The sequence below is a fragment of the Nocardia sp. NPDC004260 genome, from assembly GCF_053603155.1.
In genome coordinates this window covers 74,671-94,081 of sequence record NZ_JBSGEZ010000011.1, presented here as the reverse complement: position 1 = coordinate 94,081, position 19,411 = coordinate 74,671, and the positions used below count along the sequence as shown (strand labels likewise).

Genomic DNA, 19,411 nt, shown 5'->3' with positions numbered 1-19,411 from the left:
CTACTCCGGGGAGGAAACTGCATGGACGACGAGCAGAACGTGCTGGCCACGGTGTGGCCCGAGGTTGTCACCGAGCTGACCACCGGGTCGCCCGACGGCGCTATTCCTCCGGTGACCCGAGCACAGCAGGCTTGGCTGAAGCTGGTCAAGCCGCTGACGGTCGCACAGGGGTTCGCGCTGCTCTCCGTGCCCTCGTCGCTGGCCCAGGAGGCCATCGAACGCGATCTGCGCGAGCCCATCCTCCGTTCTCTCGGCCGTCGGCTCGGACCTCAGGTGGAAGGGCTCGGCGTTCGCATCGCCGCCCCGACCACCCCGACCGTCGACCGGCAGACCAACACGCCGCGGCACGCGCGGATGACGAGCAGGCCGGAGCGCAACCGAGAGGGCCGTGCTCCCGCCGCCTACCCGGGTTCGGAGTTCCCCGGTCGCGATGCCTACCCGGGGCCACGTTATGCACAGCCCACCGACTTTCCTGCGGCGCCCGCGTACCACGACGGCTCCGACTACCCGGGCGCCGAATACGGTCAGGACTTCGCCCCGCCGGAGGAGTACCGCCAGCCGGAGTACGCGCACGCCGACTATCCACCGCGCGGTGAGTACGCCACGACGGCCGAGCTGCCCATGATGTCCGGGCCCGACGCCGCGTCGCGCCGCGAACCCGGGCTTCCGCCGCGGCGAGAGCCCGCCATCCCTCCGGGGCAAGAGTCGCTGTTCAATCCGGAGCCGTCGCCGAGCGGTGTGCGCGGCCCGCTGCGTGCGCCGATGCGCGAGACCACAGACGACGACACGGGCTTGGCGCACGATCCGGTGCGCGAGCCGGTGGGTGACCGCGACCAGGACGACGAGCCCGTGGTGAACGTCCGCAACTCCTGGCCCACTTACTTCGCCAAGTCGCAGGAAACACCCGCTCCGTCGACGTCCTCGGCGAGCCTGAACGCGAAGTACACCTTCGAGACCTTCGTCATCGGCGCGTCCAACCGCTTCGCGCATGCCGCGGCCGTAGCCATCGCCGAAGCCCCGGCTCGGGCCTACAACCCGTTGTTCGTCTGGGGCGCATCGGGGTTGGGCAAGACCCATCTCTTGCACGCGGCCGGCCATTACGCACAGCGTCTCTTCCCCGGCATGCGGGTCAAGTACGTCTCGACCGAAGAGTTCACCAATGACTTCATCAACAGCCTGCGTGACGACCGCAAGGTCGCGTTCAAGCGCCGCTACCGCGAGACCGACATCCTGTTGGTCGACGACATCCAGTTCATTGAGGGCAAGGAAGGCATCCAAGAGGAGTTCTTCCACACCTTCAACACCCTGCACAACGCCAACAAGCAGATCGTCGTCTCCTCGGATCGTCCGCCCAAGCAACTGGCCACACTAGAAGAGCGGCTGCGGACCCGATTCGAATGGGGACTGATCACCGACGTACAGCCGCCGGAGCTGGAGACACGCATCGCCATCCTGCGGAAGAAGGCGCGGATGGACCGGCTCGACGTACCGCACGACGTGCTGGAACTGATCGCCAGCCGGGTGGAGCGCAACATCCGCGAGCTGGAGGGCGCGCTGATCCGGGTGACCGCGTTCGCCTCGTTGAACGGCCAGCCGCTGGACCTTCCGCTGGCGGAAGTGGTGCTGCGCGATCTGATGCCGGACACCGCGGCCCTGGAGATCAACGCGGCCACGATCATGGCCGTCACGGCGGAGTACTTCAACACCACACTCGAAGAACTCACCGGTCCAGGTAAAGCGCGGCCGCTGGCCCAAGCCAGGCAGATCGCCATGTATCTCTGCCGCGAGCTGACCGACCTGTCGCTGCCGAAGATCGGCCAGGCATTCGGCCGCGACCACACCACGGTGATGTACGCGGAGAAGAAGGTACGCAAGGAGATGACCGAGCGGCGCCGCGTCTACGACCAGGTGCAAGAACTCACAGCCCGGATCAAGCAGCGCTCCCGCTGAGCGCTATCCACACCTGAGCACCGCCCCTGACCTGGGGCGGTGCTTTTTTGTGGGTTGTGGATTCCTCGAGGAATCCTTGTGGAGTCCTCGAGGAATCCACCGGTTTGTCCACGGATCCGTGCACAGGTCGGGGCAACCGCTCCCTCGAGTTCCCTCACAGGGCGAATTCAACAGTTTCCCCAGGCAGAGTTGCGCACAGCCGCTGACCAGGGGAGTGTCCGGATCTGGCCTTGTGGAATCCTCGAGGAGTCCTTGTGGAATCCTCGAGGAGTCCTTGTGGAGTCCTCGAGGATTCCTCGAGCTGTCCACGATCTCGTGCACATGTGTGAACAACCGGGTGAATCCGGTGGAACAACTCGAGGAGCGCTCGAGGATGAATCCGGGACAACCACGGAACCTCCACAGACGCCTCGTGTTCATCCTCGAGACACTCCATGGCCATCCCCACGGCACCACGCCCCCTGAACAGCGGTTTCGGCCGCAGTCCACAGAATCCACAGCGCCTACTACTACTTCAGTTCTTTTCATTAGAGATCTCTCTTCAAAACAGGGTGTGTGGAAAGTCGGTCGAGCGACGCACTTCGCCATCCGCTCCCGGTTTCCCGCAAGGAAGAGGGACCGACCCGGAGCGGGATCACCCGTCCCGACGACCGACCGCCGTGCGGCGTCCGCCCGCCCACTGCACGCCCGGCCCGATCTCCGTCGCCGCCCCGCTTGCGTCCACCCGTGGCTCGGCCATCGGCGGCACCGGAGGGTCGGGCTAGGTGCATGTCCCTCGCGCGGGTACGGTTTGATGTCGGTCGTCTGTGCCAGACTTCGAAGGCGGCCGATTCGGCAGGACCCTTTCGAGCACCGACACTGACGAGCCGACAACAGATCACGGAACCGGGAGAGGACAGATCGGGCGATGGAGCTTGCAAGCATGAAGTTTCGGGTCGCCCGCGAGGATTTCGCCGAGTCCGTCGCCTGGGTGGCGCGCAGTCTTCCCTCCCGGCCGCCGGTTCCGGTACTCGGCGGTGTGCTGCTGGTCGCCGACGAGGACGGCTTGACCGTCTCCGGCTTCGACTACGAGGTCTCCGCACAGGTACGGGTCGCGGCCGAGGTCGCGGGTCCCGGCCAGGTGCTGGTCTCCGGTCGTCTGCTCGCCGACATCACCAAGGCGCTGTCCAACAAGCCCGTCGACGTCTCCGTCGACGGCACGCGCGTGCTGATCACCTGTGGCAGCGCGAAGTTCTCCCTGCCGACCATGCCGGTGGAGGATTATCCCCAACTGCCCGAGGTGCCTCAGCAGACCGGTGCACTGAGTGTTGATGTCTTCGCCGAGGCGGTCGGTCAGGTCGCCGTCGCCGCCGGCCGCGACGACACCTTGCCCATGCTGACCGGTATCCGGGTGGAGATCGAGGGATCGCAGGTCGTGCTCGCCGCCACCGACCGGTTCCGCCTCGCCGTCCGGCACATCGAATGGCAGCCAGCGCGTGCCGATATCGAGACTTCGGTACTCATTCCGGCCAGGACGCTGTCGGAGGCCGCCAAGACGCTCGGACCCTCCGACGCGCCCGTCCAGCTGTCCCTGGGCACCGGTGCGGGGTCGGACGGGCTGCTCGGCATCGTGAACGCGGGCCGCCGGACCACCACCCGCCTGCTGGACGCGGAATTCCCCAAGTTCCGCCAATTGCTCCCCAAGGAGCACACCTCGATCGCCACCCTGGCCGTCGCCGCGCTCACCGAAGCCATCAAGCGCGTCGCGTTGGTCGCCGAACGCGGCGCGCAGGTGCGGCTGGAGTTCTCCGCCGACGGCCTGCTGCTGTCGGCGGGCGGCGACGATGCCGGCCGGGCCGAGGAGTGGCTGGAGGCGGATTTTCGCGGCGAATCCCTGACCATCGCCTTCAATCCCGGTTATCTCATCGACGGCCTGTCCGCGCTGCACGCCGACCGGGTCACCTTCGGCTTCACCACGCCGAGCAGGCCCGCCGTGCTGCTGCCTGCGTCGGGGGAAGAGCCCGAGGTACTCGACTCGGGGACGTTCGCGGCGCTGTCGAGCCCGTACATCTATCTGCTGATGCCGGTCCGGCTCCCGGGCTGATCGCCTGTGCAGGATCTGGTTCCCGGCGGATCCGCTCCGCGTGATCCAGCGCGGGTGAGCGGTGACGTCGCTGGAGAATTCCCGGCGACGCCAGAGAAATCGGTCTGCGCAAAGCGGAGTATCCAGTTTATCCACAGGTGTTCCACAGGGGTGTGGTTCGCCGAGCGGCATGCGCACGACGCGGCGGCGATGCTTCCACCGGGGGAAATGTCCGCTTCGACGCAGGCAGGGGCGCGATAGCGGATGTTCGTCCGAGCTCTGTCGCTGCGTGACTTCCGCTCGTGGGAGCATGCCGAACTGGAATTATCCCCAGGTCGAACCGTTTTCTTGGGATCGAACGGCAACGGCAAGACGAACCTGCTGGAAGCGATCGGCTACCTGGCCACGCTCGGGTCGCATCGCGTCGCCACGGAAGCTCCGTTGATCCGGACCGGGACCGAGCGCGCCCGGATCGGCGCCACGGTGGTCAACGCCGGCCGCGAGCTGCGCATCGATGTCGAGCTGAATCAGGGCAGTGCGAACCGCGCGCAGATCAACCGCTCGCCGGTTCGCCGGACCAGGGAGATCCTGGGGATCCTGCAGACGGTGTTGTTCGCCCCGGAGGATCTCGCTCTGGTCCGCGGCGATCCCGGGGAACGGCGTCGATTCATGGACGAGTTGTGCACAACTCGCCTCCCCAGGCTGGCCGCGGTCCGCAGCGACTACGACCGGGTGCTGCGCCAGCGCTCGGCGCTGTTGAAAACCGCTGGGCGGCAGGCCAGGTCGAAGGGCGACCTGAGCACTCTGGACGTGTGGGACGGGCACCTCGCCGAGCATGCGTCCGTCCTGCTCGCCCAACGGCTGCGTTTGGTGCACGATCTCGCGCCCTATCTCGCCCAGTCCTATGCATCGATCGCCCCCGAATCCCGGCCCGCGTCGATCGCGTATCGCAGCGCCGCGCTTCCCCCCGAGTTCCTGGATCCGGCCAGGCCTCCGCGCCCGGAGGACACGGAGGAGCTCGCTGCGATCATGCTGCGTGAACTCGCCGCCGCGCGTTCGAGGGAACTCGAACGCGGTGTCTGCCTGATCGGTCCGCACCGCGACGACCTGGACCTGATGTTGGGCGATTCGCCCGCGAAGGGCTTCGCCAGTCACGGCGAGTCCTGGTCGTTCGCACTGGCTTTGCGCTTGGGCGCGTTCGAACTGCTGCGCGCCACCGGCGCCGAACCGGTCCTGCTGCTCGACGACGTGTTCGCCGAGCTCGACCGGCGTCGCCGCGCCGCGCTGGCGGCCGTCGCCGCGAGCGCGGAACAAGTGCTGATCACAGCGGCCGTGCCGGAGGACGTGCCCGGCGAACTCGCCGCGGTGCCGCTGCGCGTCGAGACGGCGGGTGGGCCCGACGGCCGCGTTTCGCGGATCCTCGCCGAGGATCGTTCTGGCAGCGGAGGTTTCGACGGCAACCAACGGCAGGACCACGCCACGCCTCCGGCAGCCGGCGGCGAACGCGATCCGGTCACCGGATCGACGGAGTCGCGGGCGCCGTAGCCATTCACAGGCGAAGTGGACAGAATCGCCATACACCGCCCCGGTCCACTACAGTGACCACTCGTCGGGATCGTCGATCGAGTTCTCAACAGTTGAGACCGATTCCCCAATACCTGTGGAAAACTCGTCCGGTCACGCTTGCCCGCTTCCCCGAAACCTCACCCAGCAACAGCTGAGCAAGTCATCGAGCTTTGCCGGAAAAGCCAGTTTGGGCGGGGAACAGAGCGTTCAAACCGCTGCCTGCGGCAGGCAGTAGGCAGGATTCTCGATGCAGGCAACCTTGTGCGACGGCTGGGGACAACTCGATCGAAGCTGGGGACAAATCATCGGACGCGGAGAAAGGGGGGCGATGAGCGATCAGCCTCCGGAGCCCGGATCCGCCGAATCCACCGGACCGGAACCCGAACTGCGCGGAATCGACCTGGCCCGGCGTGCCCTGGAGGAAGCGCGTGCGGCGGCACGGGCGAGCGGAAAATCCGTCGGTCAGGGGCGTTCCTCGCCTCAGCGCAGGCTGCGAACGGGTGGCCGCAGACGAACCGGATGGTCGGGCGCGGGTCCGGACGATCGCGATCCACAGTTGTTGTCCAAGCTGGCCGGCTCCATCGCCAGGAGCCGCGGCTGGTCGGGCCGAGTCGCCGAGGGCATGGTCTTCGGTCGCTGGGCGGGCGTGGTGGGCGAGGACATCGCCGCGCACGCCACGCCGGTCACCTTGAAGGACGGCGTGTTGAGTATCTCCGCAGAGTCGACCGCCTGGGCGACGCAGCTGCGGATGCTGCAAAACCAGATACTCGCGAAGATCAATGCCGCGGTCGGGCAGGGCGTGGTGACCTCGCTGAAGATCTCGGGGCCCGCTGCGCCGAGCTGGCGCAAGGGCGAACGTCATATCAAAGGTCGCGGACCGCGCGACACCTACGGATAACCACGATGGCCAGTATCTGATACCGAGTGTTACGTTTATTAGAAAGCGGCGTTTCACGTGGAACGCCCCGGTTCGACGTCCCATCGGCAGCCCGCGGCGTCGGATCGAAAGCGTCCGCGCAGAAGGAATCTCGATGACGATCACCACCTCGGTCGGCCCGTTCCCCGCGACCGCGACCCGGACGGTTCACCGAGGCGACGTCGAGCTCGCGGTATACGAGTGCGGCAATCCCGAGGGTGTTCCGGTACTGCTGATCCACGGTTGGCCCGATACCCATCTGCTGTGGAGTCGGGTGGCGGGCCTGCTCGGCGGCCGTCATCGTGTGATCGCCTTCGACAACCGAGGCGCGGGGAGCAGTTCGGCGCCGGAAGCGGTCGAGGCCTACCGGATCGAAGAGCTCGCGGCGGATGTCCGTGCGGTCATCGCCGCAGTCGCGCCCGGTGAACGGGTGCACGTCCTCGGGCACGACTGGGGGTCGGTGATCGGGTGGGAGCTGGTGGCCGCTACGGACGCCGCATCCGTGATCGCGTCCTTCACCTCGGTGTCCGGCCCGAATCTGGATTTCCTCGGCGCTTATCTGCGTGGACCGCTCACCTCGGCGCGGCTGCGCGGCGCGCTGGCCCAAGTCGTGGCCTCGGGCTACACCGTCGCCTTCCAGATCCCCAAGCTGCCGGATCCGGTACTGCGCGCGTTGTCCAGCCGCTGGCCGCGTTTCCTCGCGTTCTTCGACGGCCTGGACCCCGCGTTGGTGGAGACGGCGCCGACGCTGCGCACCGATATGGTCAACAACCTGAAGCTCTATCGAGCGAACATCCGGACCCACCTGCGTCATCCCCGACCGCGTCCGATCGAGGTGCCCGTCCAGTTGATCGTCGCCACCGGCGACCGTGCCGTGCGGCCCGTGGTGAACGCCGAGGCGGACCGGTGGGTGCCCCGTCTGAGCCGGGTCGAGATCCCGGCGCGGCACTGGTCGCCGATCTCACACCCAGCGGAGCTGGCGCGCCACACCGCCGCGTTCATCGCTCGGGCCGACGCCGCTCGCTGATCCGGGCGCCCGAAAGAACGACCTGCCAACGCATCTCTCAGCCCACTTCTGATGGATCGAAACCGGCGGGAGGCGGAACCGAGTCGCCGGATACCGATTTCTCGCATCCACGCCGCCGTGAGGGGTGTCGGAGGTGGGTTGTAAGTTGGCTGTACCAGTAGGATGGTGACGTAACTAGCGGCGATACCTTCGGCGCGTTCCGCACAGTCCGCGCGTGGACCCTAATTCTCCAGCAGGCGTCACCAGGGCCCCACGTGTGCTGTCCGATCGCTCTATGCCGGGATCAGCAAGTAAGGAGAGCTACCGACCAGTGGCTGCCAAAGACTCCAACGCATCGGGTTCGACCAGAGCGACCGGGAAGCAGGACTACGGTGCCTCCTCCATCACGGTTCTCGAGGGACTCGAGGCGGTTCGCAAGCGTCCGGGCATGTACATCGGCTCCACCGGCGAGCGCGGTCTGCACCACCTGATCTGGGAGGTCGTCGACAACTCCGTCGACGAGGCGATGGCCGGATACGCGACGAAGGTCGAGGTCACCCTGCTGGCCGACGGCGGCGTCGAAGTGATCGACGACGGCCGAGGCATCCCCGTGGAGATGCACGCGCAGGGCATCCCGACCATCGAGGTCGTCATGACCCAGCTGCACGCAGGCGGCAAGTTCGACTCCGAGTCCTACGCGGTGTCCGGTGGTCTGCACGGCGTCGGCATCTCCGTAGTCAACGCGCTGTCGACGCGGCTGGAGGCCGAGATCGACACCGGCGGCTATCACTGGACCCAGGAATACAAGGACGCGAAGCCCGGCAAGCTCATCCAGGGCGAGCCGACGAAGCGGACCGGTACCACCATCCGGTTCTGGCCGGATCCGGACATCTTCGAGACCACCACCTTCAACTTCGAGACCGTCGCGCGCCGGTTGCAGGAGATGGCGTTCCTGAACAAGGGCCTCACCATCGTCCTCACCGACCAGCGGGTCAGCGACACCGAGATCACCGACGAGGTGGTCAGCGAAACCGCCGAGGCGCCCAAGCACGCCGAGGAGGGCGCAGCGCCCACCGAGCACAAGGTGAAGTCCCGGACCTACCACTACCCGGGCGGTCTGGAGGACTTCGTCCGCCATATCAACCGGACCAAGCAGCCGATCCACAACTCGGTCGTCGCGTTCACCGGTAAGGGCACCGGCCACGAACTCGAGGTCGCGATGCAGTGGAACTCCGGTTACTCGGAGTCGGTGCACACCTTCGCCAACACCATCAACACCCATGAGGGCGGTACGCACGAAGAGGGCTTCCGCGCGGCGCTGACCACGGTGGTCAACAAGTACGCCAAGGACAAGAAGCTCATCAAGGAGAAGGACGGCAACCTCACCGGTGACGACATCCGGGAGGGCCTGGCCGCCATCGTGAGCGTCAAGGTCGGCGAGCCGCAGTTCGAGGGCCAGACCAAGACCAAGTTGGGCAACACCGAGGTGAAGTCGTTCGTGCAGCGCACTTGCAACGAGCACCTCACCCACTGGTTCGAGGCCAACCCGGCCGACGCGAAGACCATCGTCAACAAGGCGGTGTCCTCGGCGCAGGCCCGCGTCGCCGCGCGCAAGGCTCGCGAGCTGGTGCGGCGCAAGTCGGCCACCGACCTGGGTGGACTGCCCGGCAAGCTGGCCGACTGCCGGTCGAAGGACCCGAGCAAGTCCGAGATCTACATCGTGGAGGGCGACTCCGCCGGCGGCTCGGCCAAGTCCGGGCGCGACTCGATGTACCAGGCGATCCTGCCGCTGCGCGGCAAGATCATCAACGTCGAGAAGGCGCGCATCGACAAGGTCCTCAAGAACAACGAGGTCCAGTCGATCATCACCGCGTTCGGCACCGGCATCCACGACGAGTTCGACATCAGCAAGCTGCGGTATCACAAGATCGTGCTGATGGCCGACGCCGACGTCGACGGCCAGCACATCTCCACGCTGCTGCTGACCCTGCTCTTCCGCTTCATGCGCCCGCTGGTCGAGCACGGGCACGTCTACCTGGCGCAGCCGCCGTTGTACAAGCTGAAGTGGCAGCGCAGCGAGCCGGAGTTCGCCTACTCCGACCGGGAACGCGACGGCCTGCTGGAACGCGGTCTGGCCGCGGGCAAGAAGATCAACAAGGACGACGGCATCCAGCGCTACAAGGGTCTGGGCGAGATGAATCCGAAGGAACTCTGGGAGACCACCATGGATCCCAGTGTCCGGGTGCTTCGTCAAGTGACGTTGGACGACGCGGCCGCGGCCGACGAGTTGTTCAGCGTGCTGATGGGCGAGGACGTAGAGGCCCGCCGCAGCTTCATCACCCGTAACGCCAAGGACGTCCGCTTCCTCGACGTGTGACCTGCCCGAGGCGCCGCCGGTGGCGGTGGCGCCCGGCAGTTTTCGCACGTCAGCCCGTTAAGGAGACTTCATGACCGACATCACCCTGCCACCGGAAGGCGCGGGCGACCGCGTCGAACCGGTCGATATCCAGCTGGAGATGCAGAACAGCTACATCGATTACGCGATGAGCGTGATCGTCGGCCGCGCGCTACCCGAGGTGCGCGACGGCCTCAAGCCGGTGCATCGCCGCATTCTCTACGCCATGTACGACAACGGGTATCGGCCCGATCGCGGATACGTGAAGTCCGCGCGCCCGGTGTCGGACACGATGGGTAACTACCACCCGCACGGCGACTCGGCGATCTACGACACCTTGGTGCGCATGGCGCAGCCGTGGGCGATGCGCTACCCGCTGGTGGACGGCCAGGGCAATTTCGGCAGCCGCGGTAACGACGGCGCGGCGGCCATGCGTTACACCGAGTGCCGCCTCACGCCGCTGGCGATGGAGATGCTGCGCGAGATCGACCACGAGACGGTCGATTTCATCCCCAACTACGACGGTAAGACGCAGGAACCGGTGGTCCTGCCGAGCCGCGTGCCGAACATGCTGATGAACGGCAGCAACGGCATCGCGGTCGGCATGGCGACCAACATCCCGCCACACAACCTGACCGAGCTCGCCGCCGCCATCTACTGGGCGCTGGACAACCACGACGCCGACGAGGAGGCCACCCTCGCCGCGTGCATGGAGCGGATCAAGGGCCCGGACTTCCCGACCGCGGGCCTGATCGTCGGCACCCAGGGCATCCACGACGCGTACACCACCGGCCGCGGTTCGATCAAGATGCGCGGTGTCGTGGAGATCGAGGAGGACAATCGCGGGCGCACCACGATCGTCATCACCGAGCTGCCCTATCAGGTCAACACCGACAACTTCATCAACGCGATCGCCGAGCAGGTCAAGGACGGCAGGATCGCCGGGATCGCCGACATCCACGACGAGTCCTCCGATCGCGTCGGCCTGCGCATCGTGGTGACGGTCAAGCGTGACGCCGTCGCCAAGGTCGTGCTGAACAACCTGTACAAGCACACCCAGCTGCAGACCAGCTTCGGCGCCAACATGCTGTCCATCGTCGACGGCGTGCCGCGCACGCTGCGGCTGGACCAGATGATCCGGTTCTACGTCAACCACCAGTTGGACGTCATCGTCCGGCGCACCAGGTACTTGCTGCGCAAGGCGGAGGAGCGGGCGCACATCCTGCGCGGGCTGGTCAAGGCGCTCGATGCGCTCGACGAGGTCATCGCGCTGATCCGCCGCTCGGCCAACACCGACACCGCGCGCACCGGCCTGATGCAGCTGCTCGACATCGACGAAATCCAGGCGACCGCGATCCTGGACATGCAGCTGCGGCGGCTCTCGGCGCTGGAGCGGCAGAAGATCGTCGACGATCTGACCAAGATCGAAGCCGAGATCGCCGATTACAAGGACATTCTCGACAAGCCGGAGCGGCAGCGCGCGATCGTGCGCGACGAGCTGGCCGAGATCGTGGAGAAGTACGGCGACGATCGGCGTACCCAGATCGTCTCGGCGGACGGTGACGTGGCCGACGAGGACCTGATCGCTCGCGAAGACGTGGTCGTCACGATCACCGAGACCGGCTACGCCAAGCGCACCAAGACCGATCTCTACCGCAGCCAGAAGCGCGGCGGCAAGGGCGTGCAGGGCGCAGGCCTCAAGCAGGACGACATCGTCAAGCACTTCTTCATCACCTCGACGCACGACTGGCTGCTGTTCTTCACGAACAAGGGACGGGTCTACCGCGCCAAGGCCTACGAACTGCCCGAGGCCAACCGCACCGCGCGCGGCCAGCACGTGGCCAACCTGCTGGCCTTCCAGCCGGACGAGAAGATCGCCCAGATCATCCAGATCAAGTCCTACGACGACGCGCCGTACCTGGTGCTCGCCACCAAGAACGGCCTGGTGAAGAAGTCGAAACTGACCGACTTCGACTCCAACCGCAGCGGCGGCATCGTCGCGGTGAATCTGCGCGATGAGGACGAATTGGTCGGCGCCGTGCTCTGCTCGGCCGACGACGATCTGCTCCTGGTCTCCGCGCTCGGCCAGTCGATCCGGTTCTCGGCCACCGACGAGGCATTGCGTCCGATGGGTCGCGCCACCTCCGGCGTGCAGGGCATGCGGTTCAACGACAGCGATGCGCTGTTGTCGCTCAACGTGGTTCGCGACGGCACATATCTGCTGGTCGCCACGTCCGGCGGCTACGCGAAGCGGACCGCGATAGAGGAGTACACCGCGCAGGGCCGTGGTGGTAAAGGTGTATTGACCATCCAGTTCGACGCGAAACGTGGCACCCTGGTCGGGGCGCTCATCGTCGACGACGAAGATGAGTTGTACGCGATCACCTCCGGGGGCGGCGTCATCCGGACGGCGGCTAAGCAGGTTCGTAAGGCTGGACGACAGACCAAGGGCGTGCGATTGATGAACCTCGCCGAGGGCGATACCTTGCTTGCGATCGCGCGCAATGCCGATGAGCCCGATCCCGATCAGATCTTCGGTGGCGGCGACACCGGCTCCTCCGAGAAGTAACCCAACAGCGGCGGCAACGAACGGATCTAAGGATTCCCATTGACCACTCCGAATCAGCCGAATGACGAGCGGCACCACACGAACGGTGTGACCGAGCGGATCGCACCGTCACCGATTCCGCCGCGGCCGATCCCACGGCCGGTCGCCTCGGCCGAGAACGGTCAAGGCCAGCAGAGCGGCGGCCAGCCGGGCGGTCACCCTGGTGTCGGCCATCCCGGTGGGCCGCAGCCGGGTGGGCCGCAGCCGGGTGGTCCGCAGGGCCAACCGAACGGGCCGCAGTCCGGCGGTCATCCGGGTGGCCAGCCGGGCAACCAGCCCGGCGGCAACCAGCCGCACGAGATCCGCGATCCGCAGGTCGCGCAGCAGCAGGGTGCGCCCGACCAGGGGCCCGGAGGCGACGGCCAGGATCGCTTCGACCAGAAGACGACCCGGATCCCCAATCAGGCCCCGCAGTCCGCGCCCGAGAGCGAGGACAAGCAGCCGGTGGGCGCCACCAATGGCGGACAGCAGTCGCCGTATCAGGACGGGTGGGCGCAGCTGCCGCAGCGGGAGCCGCAGTCCAACCTGTACCGCCCGGGGCAGGCCCCGGTCACCGGCCGCCCGACCTCGGGCGGTGCGGGCGGCGGCCTCGGCAGTAGCACGTCCAACGCGCGTACCACCGCCGACTTGGCCGCCAAGGCGGCGCGCAAGGAAGCGGCGATGGTGAAGTCCGTCGGCATCGACGGCCCCACCCGCAGCATCGCGCGGCCGGAACTGATCAAGGACATGCCGGACCTGTCCGAGATCCGGCATCCGCTGCCGCAGACCGAAGCCGCTGGCCAGCAGCCCGGGCCGGTTTCGCCCGCGGTTCCGGTCGCGGTCGCGGCGGTCGCCTCCGGCGAGCCGCTGCGGGCCACCGTGCAGATCCGTCGCATCGACCCTTGGTCGACGCTGAAGATCTCGCTGGTCATCAGTGTGGCGATGTTCTTCGTGTGGATGCTGGCGGTCGGCCTGCTGTACATCGTGCTCGAGGGCATGGGCGTGTGGGAGCGGCTGAACAACACGTTCACCGACATGGTGTCGCAGGACAGCGGTTCGGTGGGACTGATCGACGCGGGCACCGTGTTCGGGTACGCGGGCGTGATCGGCTTGATCAACGTCGTGCTGTTCACCGCGCTCGGCACCGTCGGCACCTTCATCTACAACCAGTGCTGCGACCTCGTCGGCGGCATCCAGGTCACCCTGGCCGACCCCGACTAGTCCCGGAACGTCCAGACGGCCGGTACTCGCCCAACGGGCAGAGTGCCGGCCGTTTTCGTGGGTACTGTCGCCTGACGGACTGTCATACCGGCGGCGCTGGACAGCGGCTGTCGCTGCCGCTGTAAGTGCGCCTCGCTAAGGCTTCTACCAGCTGTTTTGGTTCAGTGGATAGGTGTTGTGTAGTCTCTACACGTCGTTGTTCATGCAAACAACACAAACTACGGGCCTATAGCTCAGGCGGTTAGAGCGCTTCGCTGATAACGAAGAGGTCGGAGGTTCAAGTCCTCCTAGGCCCACCTCTCTCAGTGCCAGGTCAGGCACCATTCCGGTCTTCTCGAGCCGATCTACCGTTGCGTCATCAACCGGCCTCCGCCGATTCCGCGAACTTCGCCGCCTTCCCGTAGACCCGGCGCGTCCGCTGCTTCACCCCGCTCCAGGGGCCCGAGTACCGCACCGTCTATGCGGCGCTGATGCGTAACGGACTTGAAGCACCACTCCTGGAACGTTGGGTTGGTAGCGATTCGTGTGAGGGCGGGGTCCATGTCGCCTGGGCGAGACCGCCGAGGGCACCGTCGTCCGGCAATCGCCGGTGCCCTGCGTACACGCCGGTGGGTCGTCGAAATCCCGGCCGCTCTCGGGGTTTCTACTGGCAGAACTGGGGGCCCTGGTTCATGAGCATCAGCTTGATGATGGTGCAAAGGATTCCCGACGACGAACCGCTCGACGAGCCGCTGTCGCCGGCGGCGATCGAGGACACAGACGGAGTGGGCTGCGAAGTCTCTGCCTGCGCGGTTGCGGCAGGTGACAGCACGGCCACGGTCAAAAGCGCGCCGATGGTGAGCCGAGTGATTCGAGTCATGTCGAATCTGCCTTTCTCTCTTGGGGTTTCGGTCCGCCCAGGCGTACCGCCAAGTCCATCGGCGGCTCCATTTCCGCCGTTACAGCGGTGTTATCAAACGACCGTCCGTGCGCACCGGTCACCACAGCGCGCGTACGACAACGACCCCAATGTCCGTCGCGCACTTCGCCTACTCGTCCTCCTCGGGTGCGGTCCGAGGGTTTGCGGCCGGGCGATGGGGACTGGTTCGGCGAAGCCGGCATCGCGAAGTTACCCATAGTGGCGAGGTCGCTGCTGCTCGCCGATTCCTCAGAAGCGGGAGGCTGGTCCGGAATCGTCTCGGCTAGGTTGACGGAATGAAGATCAGCACGATAGTCGGTACGGTGGCCGCGTTCGTCAGCTGCTCGATGGTGGGTGCCGCAGGAGCGGGTGCGGTCCCTGCGCAAAGCGTGGACGAGGGCACGGTGTACTTCAGTTACGCGAGTTCGAACTGCGCTATCCGGTCCAACGGCGACGTCGGATGCGACATCCCTTTCGGCACCAATCTTTTCGGTTTCACCGTCTACGACCTCGCGATCGACCTGCCATTCCTGCCCGCCCATCCCACCTTCGGCCTGAGCGGTGCGCACGGCCGGGCTGGTAGCCCGCCGATCGACGGCACCCTCACCAACGGTGGCGCCAGCTGCACCGGAGGCGGTCGAGGCGCTCTGATCTGTACCTCGAAGGGCCACAGCTTCAGCTTCGGCTGGTCGGGCACCCAGATCAGCTGACCTCCTGAACGCTGCCTCGGCCCGGAATGACCACCTGCGGGACGGTGTTCTGGGCCGAGGCGATTTCATCGCGGGTCGGCTACCAACCGGTCTGGTGGTACACCCTGCGCGGTGCTGTCAGACCGGAGACTCACCGCTGGATGCACCCCTGTAACACCAAGGGCGGCCGGTCCGACATCTCTGACAACAGTTGAGGGACAAGAACTTTCGTAGCGCTGCGCGGCCGCAATGCGTCGCTTCGGCGCGCCGGTGATCGCGGGCACGAACGAATATCGAAACCGAAGCTCGGTCAGCAATTTCGAGGGGTGCGCAATGAACGTCAGACTATCGGCGGTGCTGTCGATCGCGGCAACCGTTGTGGTCGCAACCGCCGCGTGCGGGACCGACTCGAGCACATCGGCCGGGTCCGCGACGTCGGCGGGAAGTACGACCACTGCGTCATCGGCGGGTCCAAGGGCGACGCGGACAACAGCGATCGGCGAACAATCGGAGGCGGCGCCACAACCGGGAGGGGCACCACAGCCGGCGACGGCGCAACAACCGGCTCCCGGGGCAACCGCGGTCCCGGAACCATCCGTCGCGGCGACCTCGTCTCCCGCTACGCAGTCGGCGCCGGAGGGTAGCGGCCACGGCCTGTGCTTCGACGCCAACTCGGCGCTTGCGGCGTCCTCGGTCGCCACGTTGGCCGCGCCGCCCGGTGGCGGGTCGTGGACGATCCAAGGGGCGAGCGAGGATCCCATCGCGGCGGGATGTTCCGGGGTGCTGTCGTGGATGACGGTGGAATGGCCGGGAATTCATCCCGGCACACACGTTCTCTTCTTCACCGGCGGGAAGTATCTCGGGACCGCGAGCGCGCGGCCATACGGGTACACGACAGTTCTGGGCAAGACCCGCGACACCGTGTCCGTGCAGTACCGCTGGCCGTTGAAGGACGACGCGCTGTGCTGCCCGCAAGGAGGACCGAGCGTCGTGACATTCACCCTGAACGGCACCACCGTGCAGGCGAACGGGCAGTTCCCGCCGGAGAACTGAACGGTCCACACCGGAACCATACGAAAAAGGCTCACGCTCCGCGAGCATGAGCCTTCGACGAGTGGAGCCTAGGGGAATCGAACCCCTAACCCCTGCCTTGCAAAGGCAGTGCTCTGCCAATTGAGCTAAGGCCCCGCGCGTACATACGCCTGCAGAACGTTACCTTCTCGCCGCTGAGATGGTCAAAACGTCAGGTTGTCGCGTCAAGCCGAGCGCTGTCGGCCGCACGCCCGGCTCAGGCGGCGTCGGCGGGATCGAGCACCGTGGCGAGGGAAGGCAGGGGACGCGAGCAGATCTCGTCCGCCTCATCAGCCGGAACGCCGAACATCCGAAGCAGGTCTTCGGTGACCTGATCGGTGGCGGCAGCGTCGTCACGGTCGGGGTGATCGTGCAACAACTGGCCGAGACACAGAGCGGCTCCGGCCACGATCGTCATGGCCAGTTCGGCGTCCCGTGTGCGGAAACGGCCGATGCGAGCGGCGGCCTCGATGTCGCGGCGAGCGCGCGGTGCGAGTCCCTTCTCCGAGGCGGTGAGCGTCAGGCCGTTGTTGAGCAACACCTTGCTCAGAGTCGGGATTCTCCGGTGCATGCGCCCGGTCAGCCGGAAACTCTGCGCGAACACCTCGGCTGGGTCGTCCAGACCCTCGGTCAGGGCATCGAGCACGGCGCCGTGCTTCTCGAGCGCTTCCTCGACCGCCGCGTGGAACAGGTCCTCCCGGCTCTGGAAGTGGTTGTAGAACGACCCCATGCCGACGTCGGCGGCTTGGGTGATCTCCAAGATGGGCGCGTTCAGCTTCCCGTTCGCGATGAACGACTGGGCCGCTGTTATGAGGGCGGCGCGAGTGCGTGCCTTGCGGCGCTCCAGGCGGTTGGGTGCCGCCCCGGTCCGTTTCGTCATGCCGCTCCTCTCCCAGCCGCTGCCTCGATGATGATAACTCATTGTTCAGTCTTGACGAATCCATCAGAGGTCGGGCTCGAGTCCTTCTGGGCGGGCTTCGGGCACCGCAGTAGGGTGGAAACCATGAAACTTCTTCTCACCGCCGGTGTCGTAATTCTGGTTCTCTTCGGCATCTCGAAGCTGCGCCAGCGCAGCGACGCGGACATGTGGCACGAGGTGACCACCCGCTGATCCTGGGAGGGGCCTTAGCTCAATTGGCAGAGCACTGCCTTTGCAAGGCAGGGGTTAGGGGTTCGATTCCCCTAGGCTCCACTGATGCGCTTCGTTCCGGTGCGGCGGCCTACCGCTGGTGCGTTGGTGTGCGCACCCGATCTTCGAGGCCGATACGGATAACGGGTGCCTCTCGACGAATTCCGAGTCGGTAGCAGCGGAACACGGGCTCGTCGGCCCGGCGGGGGTGCCGAAATTTCCGGCCGGATAACCGGAACCTTTGTGTCCAATTGGACACAGAGCGGCAGCGGCACAGCCGCGACAGGGCGCCGCAATCAGACGATATTCGTCGATACTGTGCCAGACTGGCCCGGCACAGTAATACACTCCTCACCCTCGGAGGAACGTCTATGACGAATTCTGTTGCGCCACTCGAATTGCCCGAACCTCTGGTCATCACGCTGGGGAATCTCAAGGGCGGTGTCGGCAAAACGACATCAGCGTTCTTCTTGGCGAGCTACTTCGCTTCGGTTCACGAACTGCGGGTGCTGGTGATCGACGCCGACCCGCTCAGCCAGACCGGCTACTCCTGGTACCGGCGGCTGGTCAAGGGGGGCATCGAAGTGCCGTTCCATCTGGTCGCGTTCCCGTCGCGGCATGTCGGCGACTGCATCACCGACAATGCCGCCGATTTCGACGTCATCATCGTGGACGCCGGGGGTGAGTCGGCCGATATCTTCAAGGCCGCTGTTCCGGAGAGCGACGAGCTCTTGCTGTTGACGAGTGTGAGCCCGTCGGAAGTCAAACGTGTGCCGAGTACGTTCAAAGCCGCCGAGGAGGCGGCGGCCGACACCGACCGGGAAATCCGGGTGCGGGTGCTCATGACCAAAGTCCCGGTGATCATGAAGAAAGGCGTCAATGTCTCGACCGAATACCGTGCGCAGCGAGGCCATTTGGAAAGCGCGGGCTACGACGTATTCGATTCCTATTTGAGCGCCTGGAAATGGTATCGGGAGGCAGCCGACGGGGAGGTGGGGGAGGGCGCCGAGAATCCGATCGAGGATTTGGGCGAGTACCGCAAGGTGGGCGACGAACTGCTGAGCGCGTATCGCGCCCTGATGGAGGTGCCTGCCTGATGCCTCCACAACGCAGGAAGGGGTCGATCGGCGGGGCCAATCCGCTATCCGACGGCGCCGAGCACACGCCACCGGTGTCCCCGTTGCGCGACGCCGAATGGCGACGGTCGAAGCCGGCCGAGAGCCCGAATGTCTTGACCATGCCGGTGCCGGACGCGGGCGACGGACCCCTGAGCGACCGAGAACGGGCGCAGTTGACGGCGTGCGAGTCGTCGATCGACACGCTGCGGATCGCATTCTGGGCCGCCGGCCGTGCGCTGCAGATCGTGCGGGACGGCAGGCTCTACCGCGACAGCCACGAGACGTTCGACGACTACGTGGAACAGCGGTGGGATATGCAGCGGTCATACGCACACAAGCTGATTCGCGCTTGGCCGCTCGCCGCGCGGCTGCAGCCGGTCGCGCCGGCGATCAACGAGGGCCAGGTCCGCGAACTGCTCCCGGTAGCGGCCGAATACGGGGAAGACGCGGCGGTCACCATCTACACAACCGTGGCGGCGGGTGCCGACGTGAAGGTCACCGCGGGAAAGCTCCGGCAGGCGGTGGCCCTGCTGCCTGAACGCTATGACGAAGAAGTGGTGGTCGAGCGTCTCCAAGCGTGGCTGCGCGGCGAACTGCCGGGCGACCCGACCGATCGCTCCGCCGACATCTTCACCGCCATGGAATCCCGGCTCGCGGCGCTGACGAAGCGCGTGGTCAAAGGATCCAGCGACGACCCACGCGCGGCGCGCGAATTCGCGGCCAAGCTCCGTACGATCGCCGAGCAGATAGAGGAACAGATCACCGCGTGAGATCGCAGTCGGCGACGACCCCGCAGCGGAATC

General features: G+C 66.2%; 14 protein-coding genes and 3 tRNA genes. 14 read left to right on the top strand and 3 right to left on the bottom strand.

Annotation, left to right across the window (positions count from 1 at the left end):
* Nucleotides 1-21: 21 nt before the first annotated feature.
* The 9 genes from dnaA (at nt 22) to ACWEO7_RS09230 (ending at nt 13,999) form a co-directional block, all read left to right on the top strand.
* Complete coding sequence (gene dnaA, locus ACWEO7_RS09270) at nt 22-1,950, top strand: chromosomal replication initiator protein DnaA (protein WP_452422157.1); 1,929 nt, start codon at nt 22-24, stop codon at nt 1,948-1,950.
* 907 nt (nt 1,951-2,857) lie between these two features.
* Nucleotides 2,858-4,033 (top strand): DNA polymerase III subunit beta, encoded by a 1,176-nt coding sequence (dnaN, locus tag ACWEO7_RS09265; protein WP_452422155.1) that lies wholly within the window; start codon nt 2,858-2,860, stop codon nt 4,031-4,033.
* Nucleotides 4,034-4,276: 243 nt separating this feature from the next.
* Nucleotides 4,277-5,557, top strand: a complete 1,281-nt coding sequence (gene recF / locus ACWEO7_RS09260; protein ID WP_452422153.1) for a DNA replication/repair protein RecF — start codon at nt 4,277-4,279, stop codon at nt 5,555-5,557.
* 349 nt (nt 5,558-5,906) lie between these two features.
* Complete coding sequence (locus tag ACWEO7_RS09255; protein WP_452422151.1) at nt 5,907-6,476, top strand: DUF721 family protein; 570 nt, start codon at nt 5,907-5,909, stop codon at nt 6,474-6,476.
* A 133-nt stretch (nt 6,477-6,609) separates the two neighbouring features.
* Nucleotides 6,610-7,521, top strand: a complete 912-nt coding sequence (locus ACWEO7_RS09250; protein WP_452422150.1) for an alpha/beta fold hydrolase — start codon at nt 6,610-6,612, stop codon at nt 7,519-7,521.
* 310 nt (nt 7,522-7,831) lie between these two features.
* On the top strand, nt 7,832-9,877 hold the full coding sequence (gyrB, locus tag ACWEO7_RS09245; RefSeq protein WP_450015929.1) for a DNA topoisomerase (ATP-hydrolyzing) subunit B: 2,046 nt from the start codon (nt 7,832-7,834) through the stop codon (nt 9,875-9,877).
* 70 nt (nt 9,878-9,947) lie between these two features.
* Complete coding sequence (gene gyrA, locus ACWEO7_RS09240; protein ID WP_452422148.1) at nt 9,948-12,464, top strand: DNA gyrase subunit A; 2,517 nt, start codon at nt 9,948-9,950, stop codon at nt 12,462-12,464.
* A 39-nt stretch (nt 12,465-12,503) separates the two neighbouring features.
* Nucleotides 12,504-13,703 carry a DUF3566 domain-containing protein gene (locus ACWEO7_RS09235; protein ID WP_452422146.1) on the top strand — a complete coding sequence of 400 codons (1,200 nt, stop codon included), beginning with the start codon at nt 12,504-12,506 and terminating at the stop codon, nt 13,701-13,703.
* A gap of 222 nt (nt 13,704-13,925) precedes the next feature.
* Nucleotides 13,926-13,999 (top strand) — tRNA-Ile (locus ACWEO7_RS09230).
* Nucleotides 14,000-14,346: 347 nt separating this feature from the next.
* Here the strand turns inward: ACWEO7_RS09230 and ACWEO7_RS09225 are convergent.
* Nucleotides 14,347-14,562 (bottom strand): hypothetical protein, encoded by a 216-nt coding sequence (locus ACWEO7_RS09225; protein ID WP_452422145.1) that lies wholly within the window; start codon nt 14,560-14,562, stop codon nt 14,347-14,349.
* A 335-nt stretch (nt 14,563-14,897) separates the two neighbouring features.
* On the opposite strand from ACWEO7_RS09225, the gene ACWEO7_RS09220 reads away from it, so the two are divergent.
* On the top strand, nt 14,898-15,311 hold the full coding sequence (locus ACWEO7_RS09220; RefSeq protein WP_452422143.1) for a hypothetical protein: 414 nt from the start codon (nt 14,898-14,900) through the stop codon (nt 15,309-15,311).
* Nucleotides 15,312-16,082: 771 nt separating this feature from the next.
* Nucleotides 16,083-16,343 carry an LppP/LprE family lipoprotein gene (locus tag ACWEO7_RS09215; protein ID WP_355073414.1) on the top strand — a complete coding sequence of 87 codons (261 nt, stop codon included), beginning with the start codon at nt 16,083-16,085 and terminating at the stop codon, nt 16,341-16,343.
* A gap of 62 nt (nt 16,344-16,405) precedes the next feature.
* On the opposite strand, the gene ACWEO7_RS09210 is transcribed toward ACWEO7_RS09215, so the two are convergent.
* A tRNA-Ala gene (locus ACWEO7_RS09210) sits at nt 16,406-16,478 on the bottom strand.
* A 100-nt stretch (nt 16,479-16,578) separates the two neighbouring features.
* Complete coding sequence (locus ACWEO7_RS09205) at nt 16,579-17,241, bottom strand: TetR/AcrR family transcriptional regulator (protein WP_452422141.1); 663 nt, start codon at nt 17,239-17,241, stop codon at nt 16,579-16,581.
* Nucleotides 17,242-17,480: 239 nt separating this feature from the next.
* Between ACWEO7_RS09205 and ACWEO7_RS09200 the strand changes: the two genes are divergently transcribed.
* The 3 genes from ACWEO7_RS09200 to ACWEO7_RS09190 all read left to right on the top strand — a co-directional run bounded on the left by ACWEO7_RS09200 (nt 17,481) and on the right by ACWEO7_RS09190 (nt 19,378).
* Nucleotides 17,481-17,553: transfer RNA gene (locus ACWEO7_RS09200), tRNA-Ala, on the top strand.
* 188 nt (nt 17,554-17,741) lie between these two features.
* The gene (locus ACWEO7_RS09195) at nt 17,742-18,587 is read left to right on the top strand and encodes a ParA family protein (protein WP_452422139.1); all 846 of its coding nucleotides are present in this window, start codon (nt 17,742-17,744) and stop codon (nt 18,585-18,587) included.
* Nucleotides 18,587-19,378, top strand: a complete 792-nt coding sequence (locus ACWEO7_RS09190) for a hypothetical protein (protein ID WP_452422137.1) — start codon at nt 18,587-18,589, stop codon at nt 19,376-19,378. Before ACWEO7_RS09195 ends, ACWEO7_RS09190 begins: the two co-directional genes overlap by 1 nt.
* The last annotated feature ends 33 nt before the right edge of the window (nt 19,379-19,411 follow it).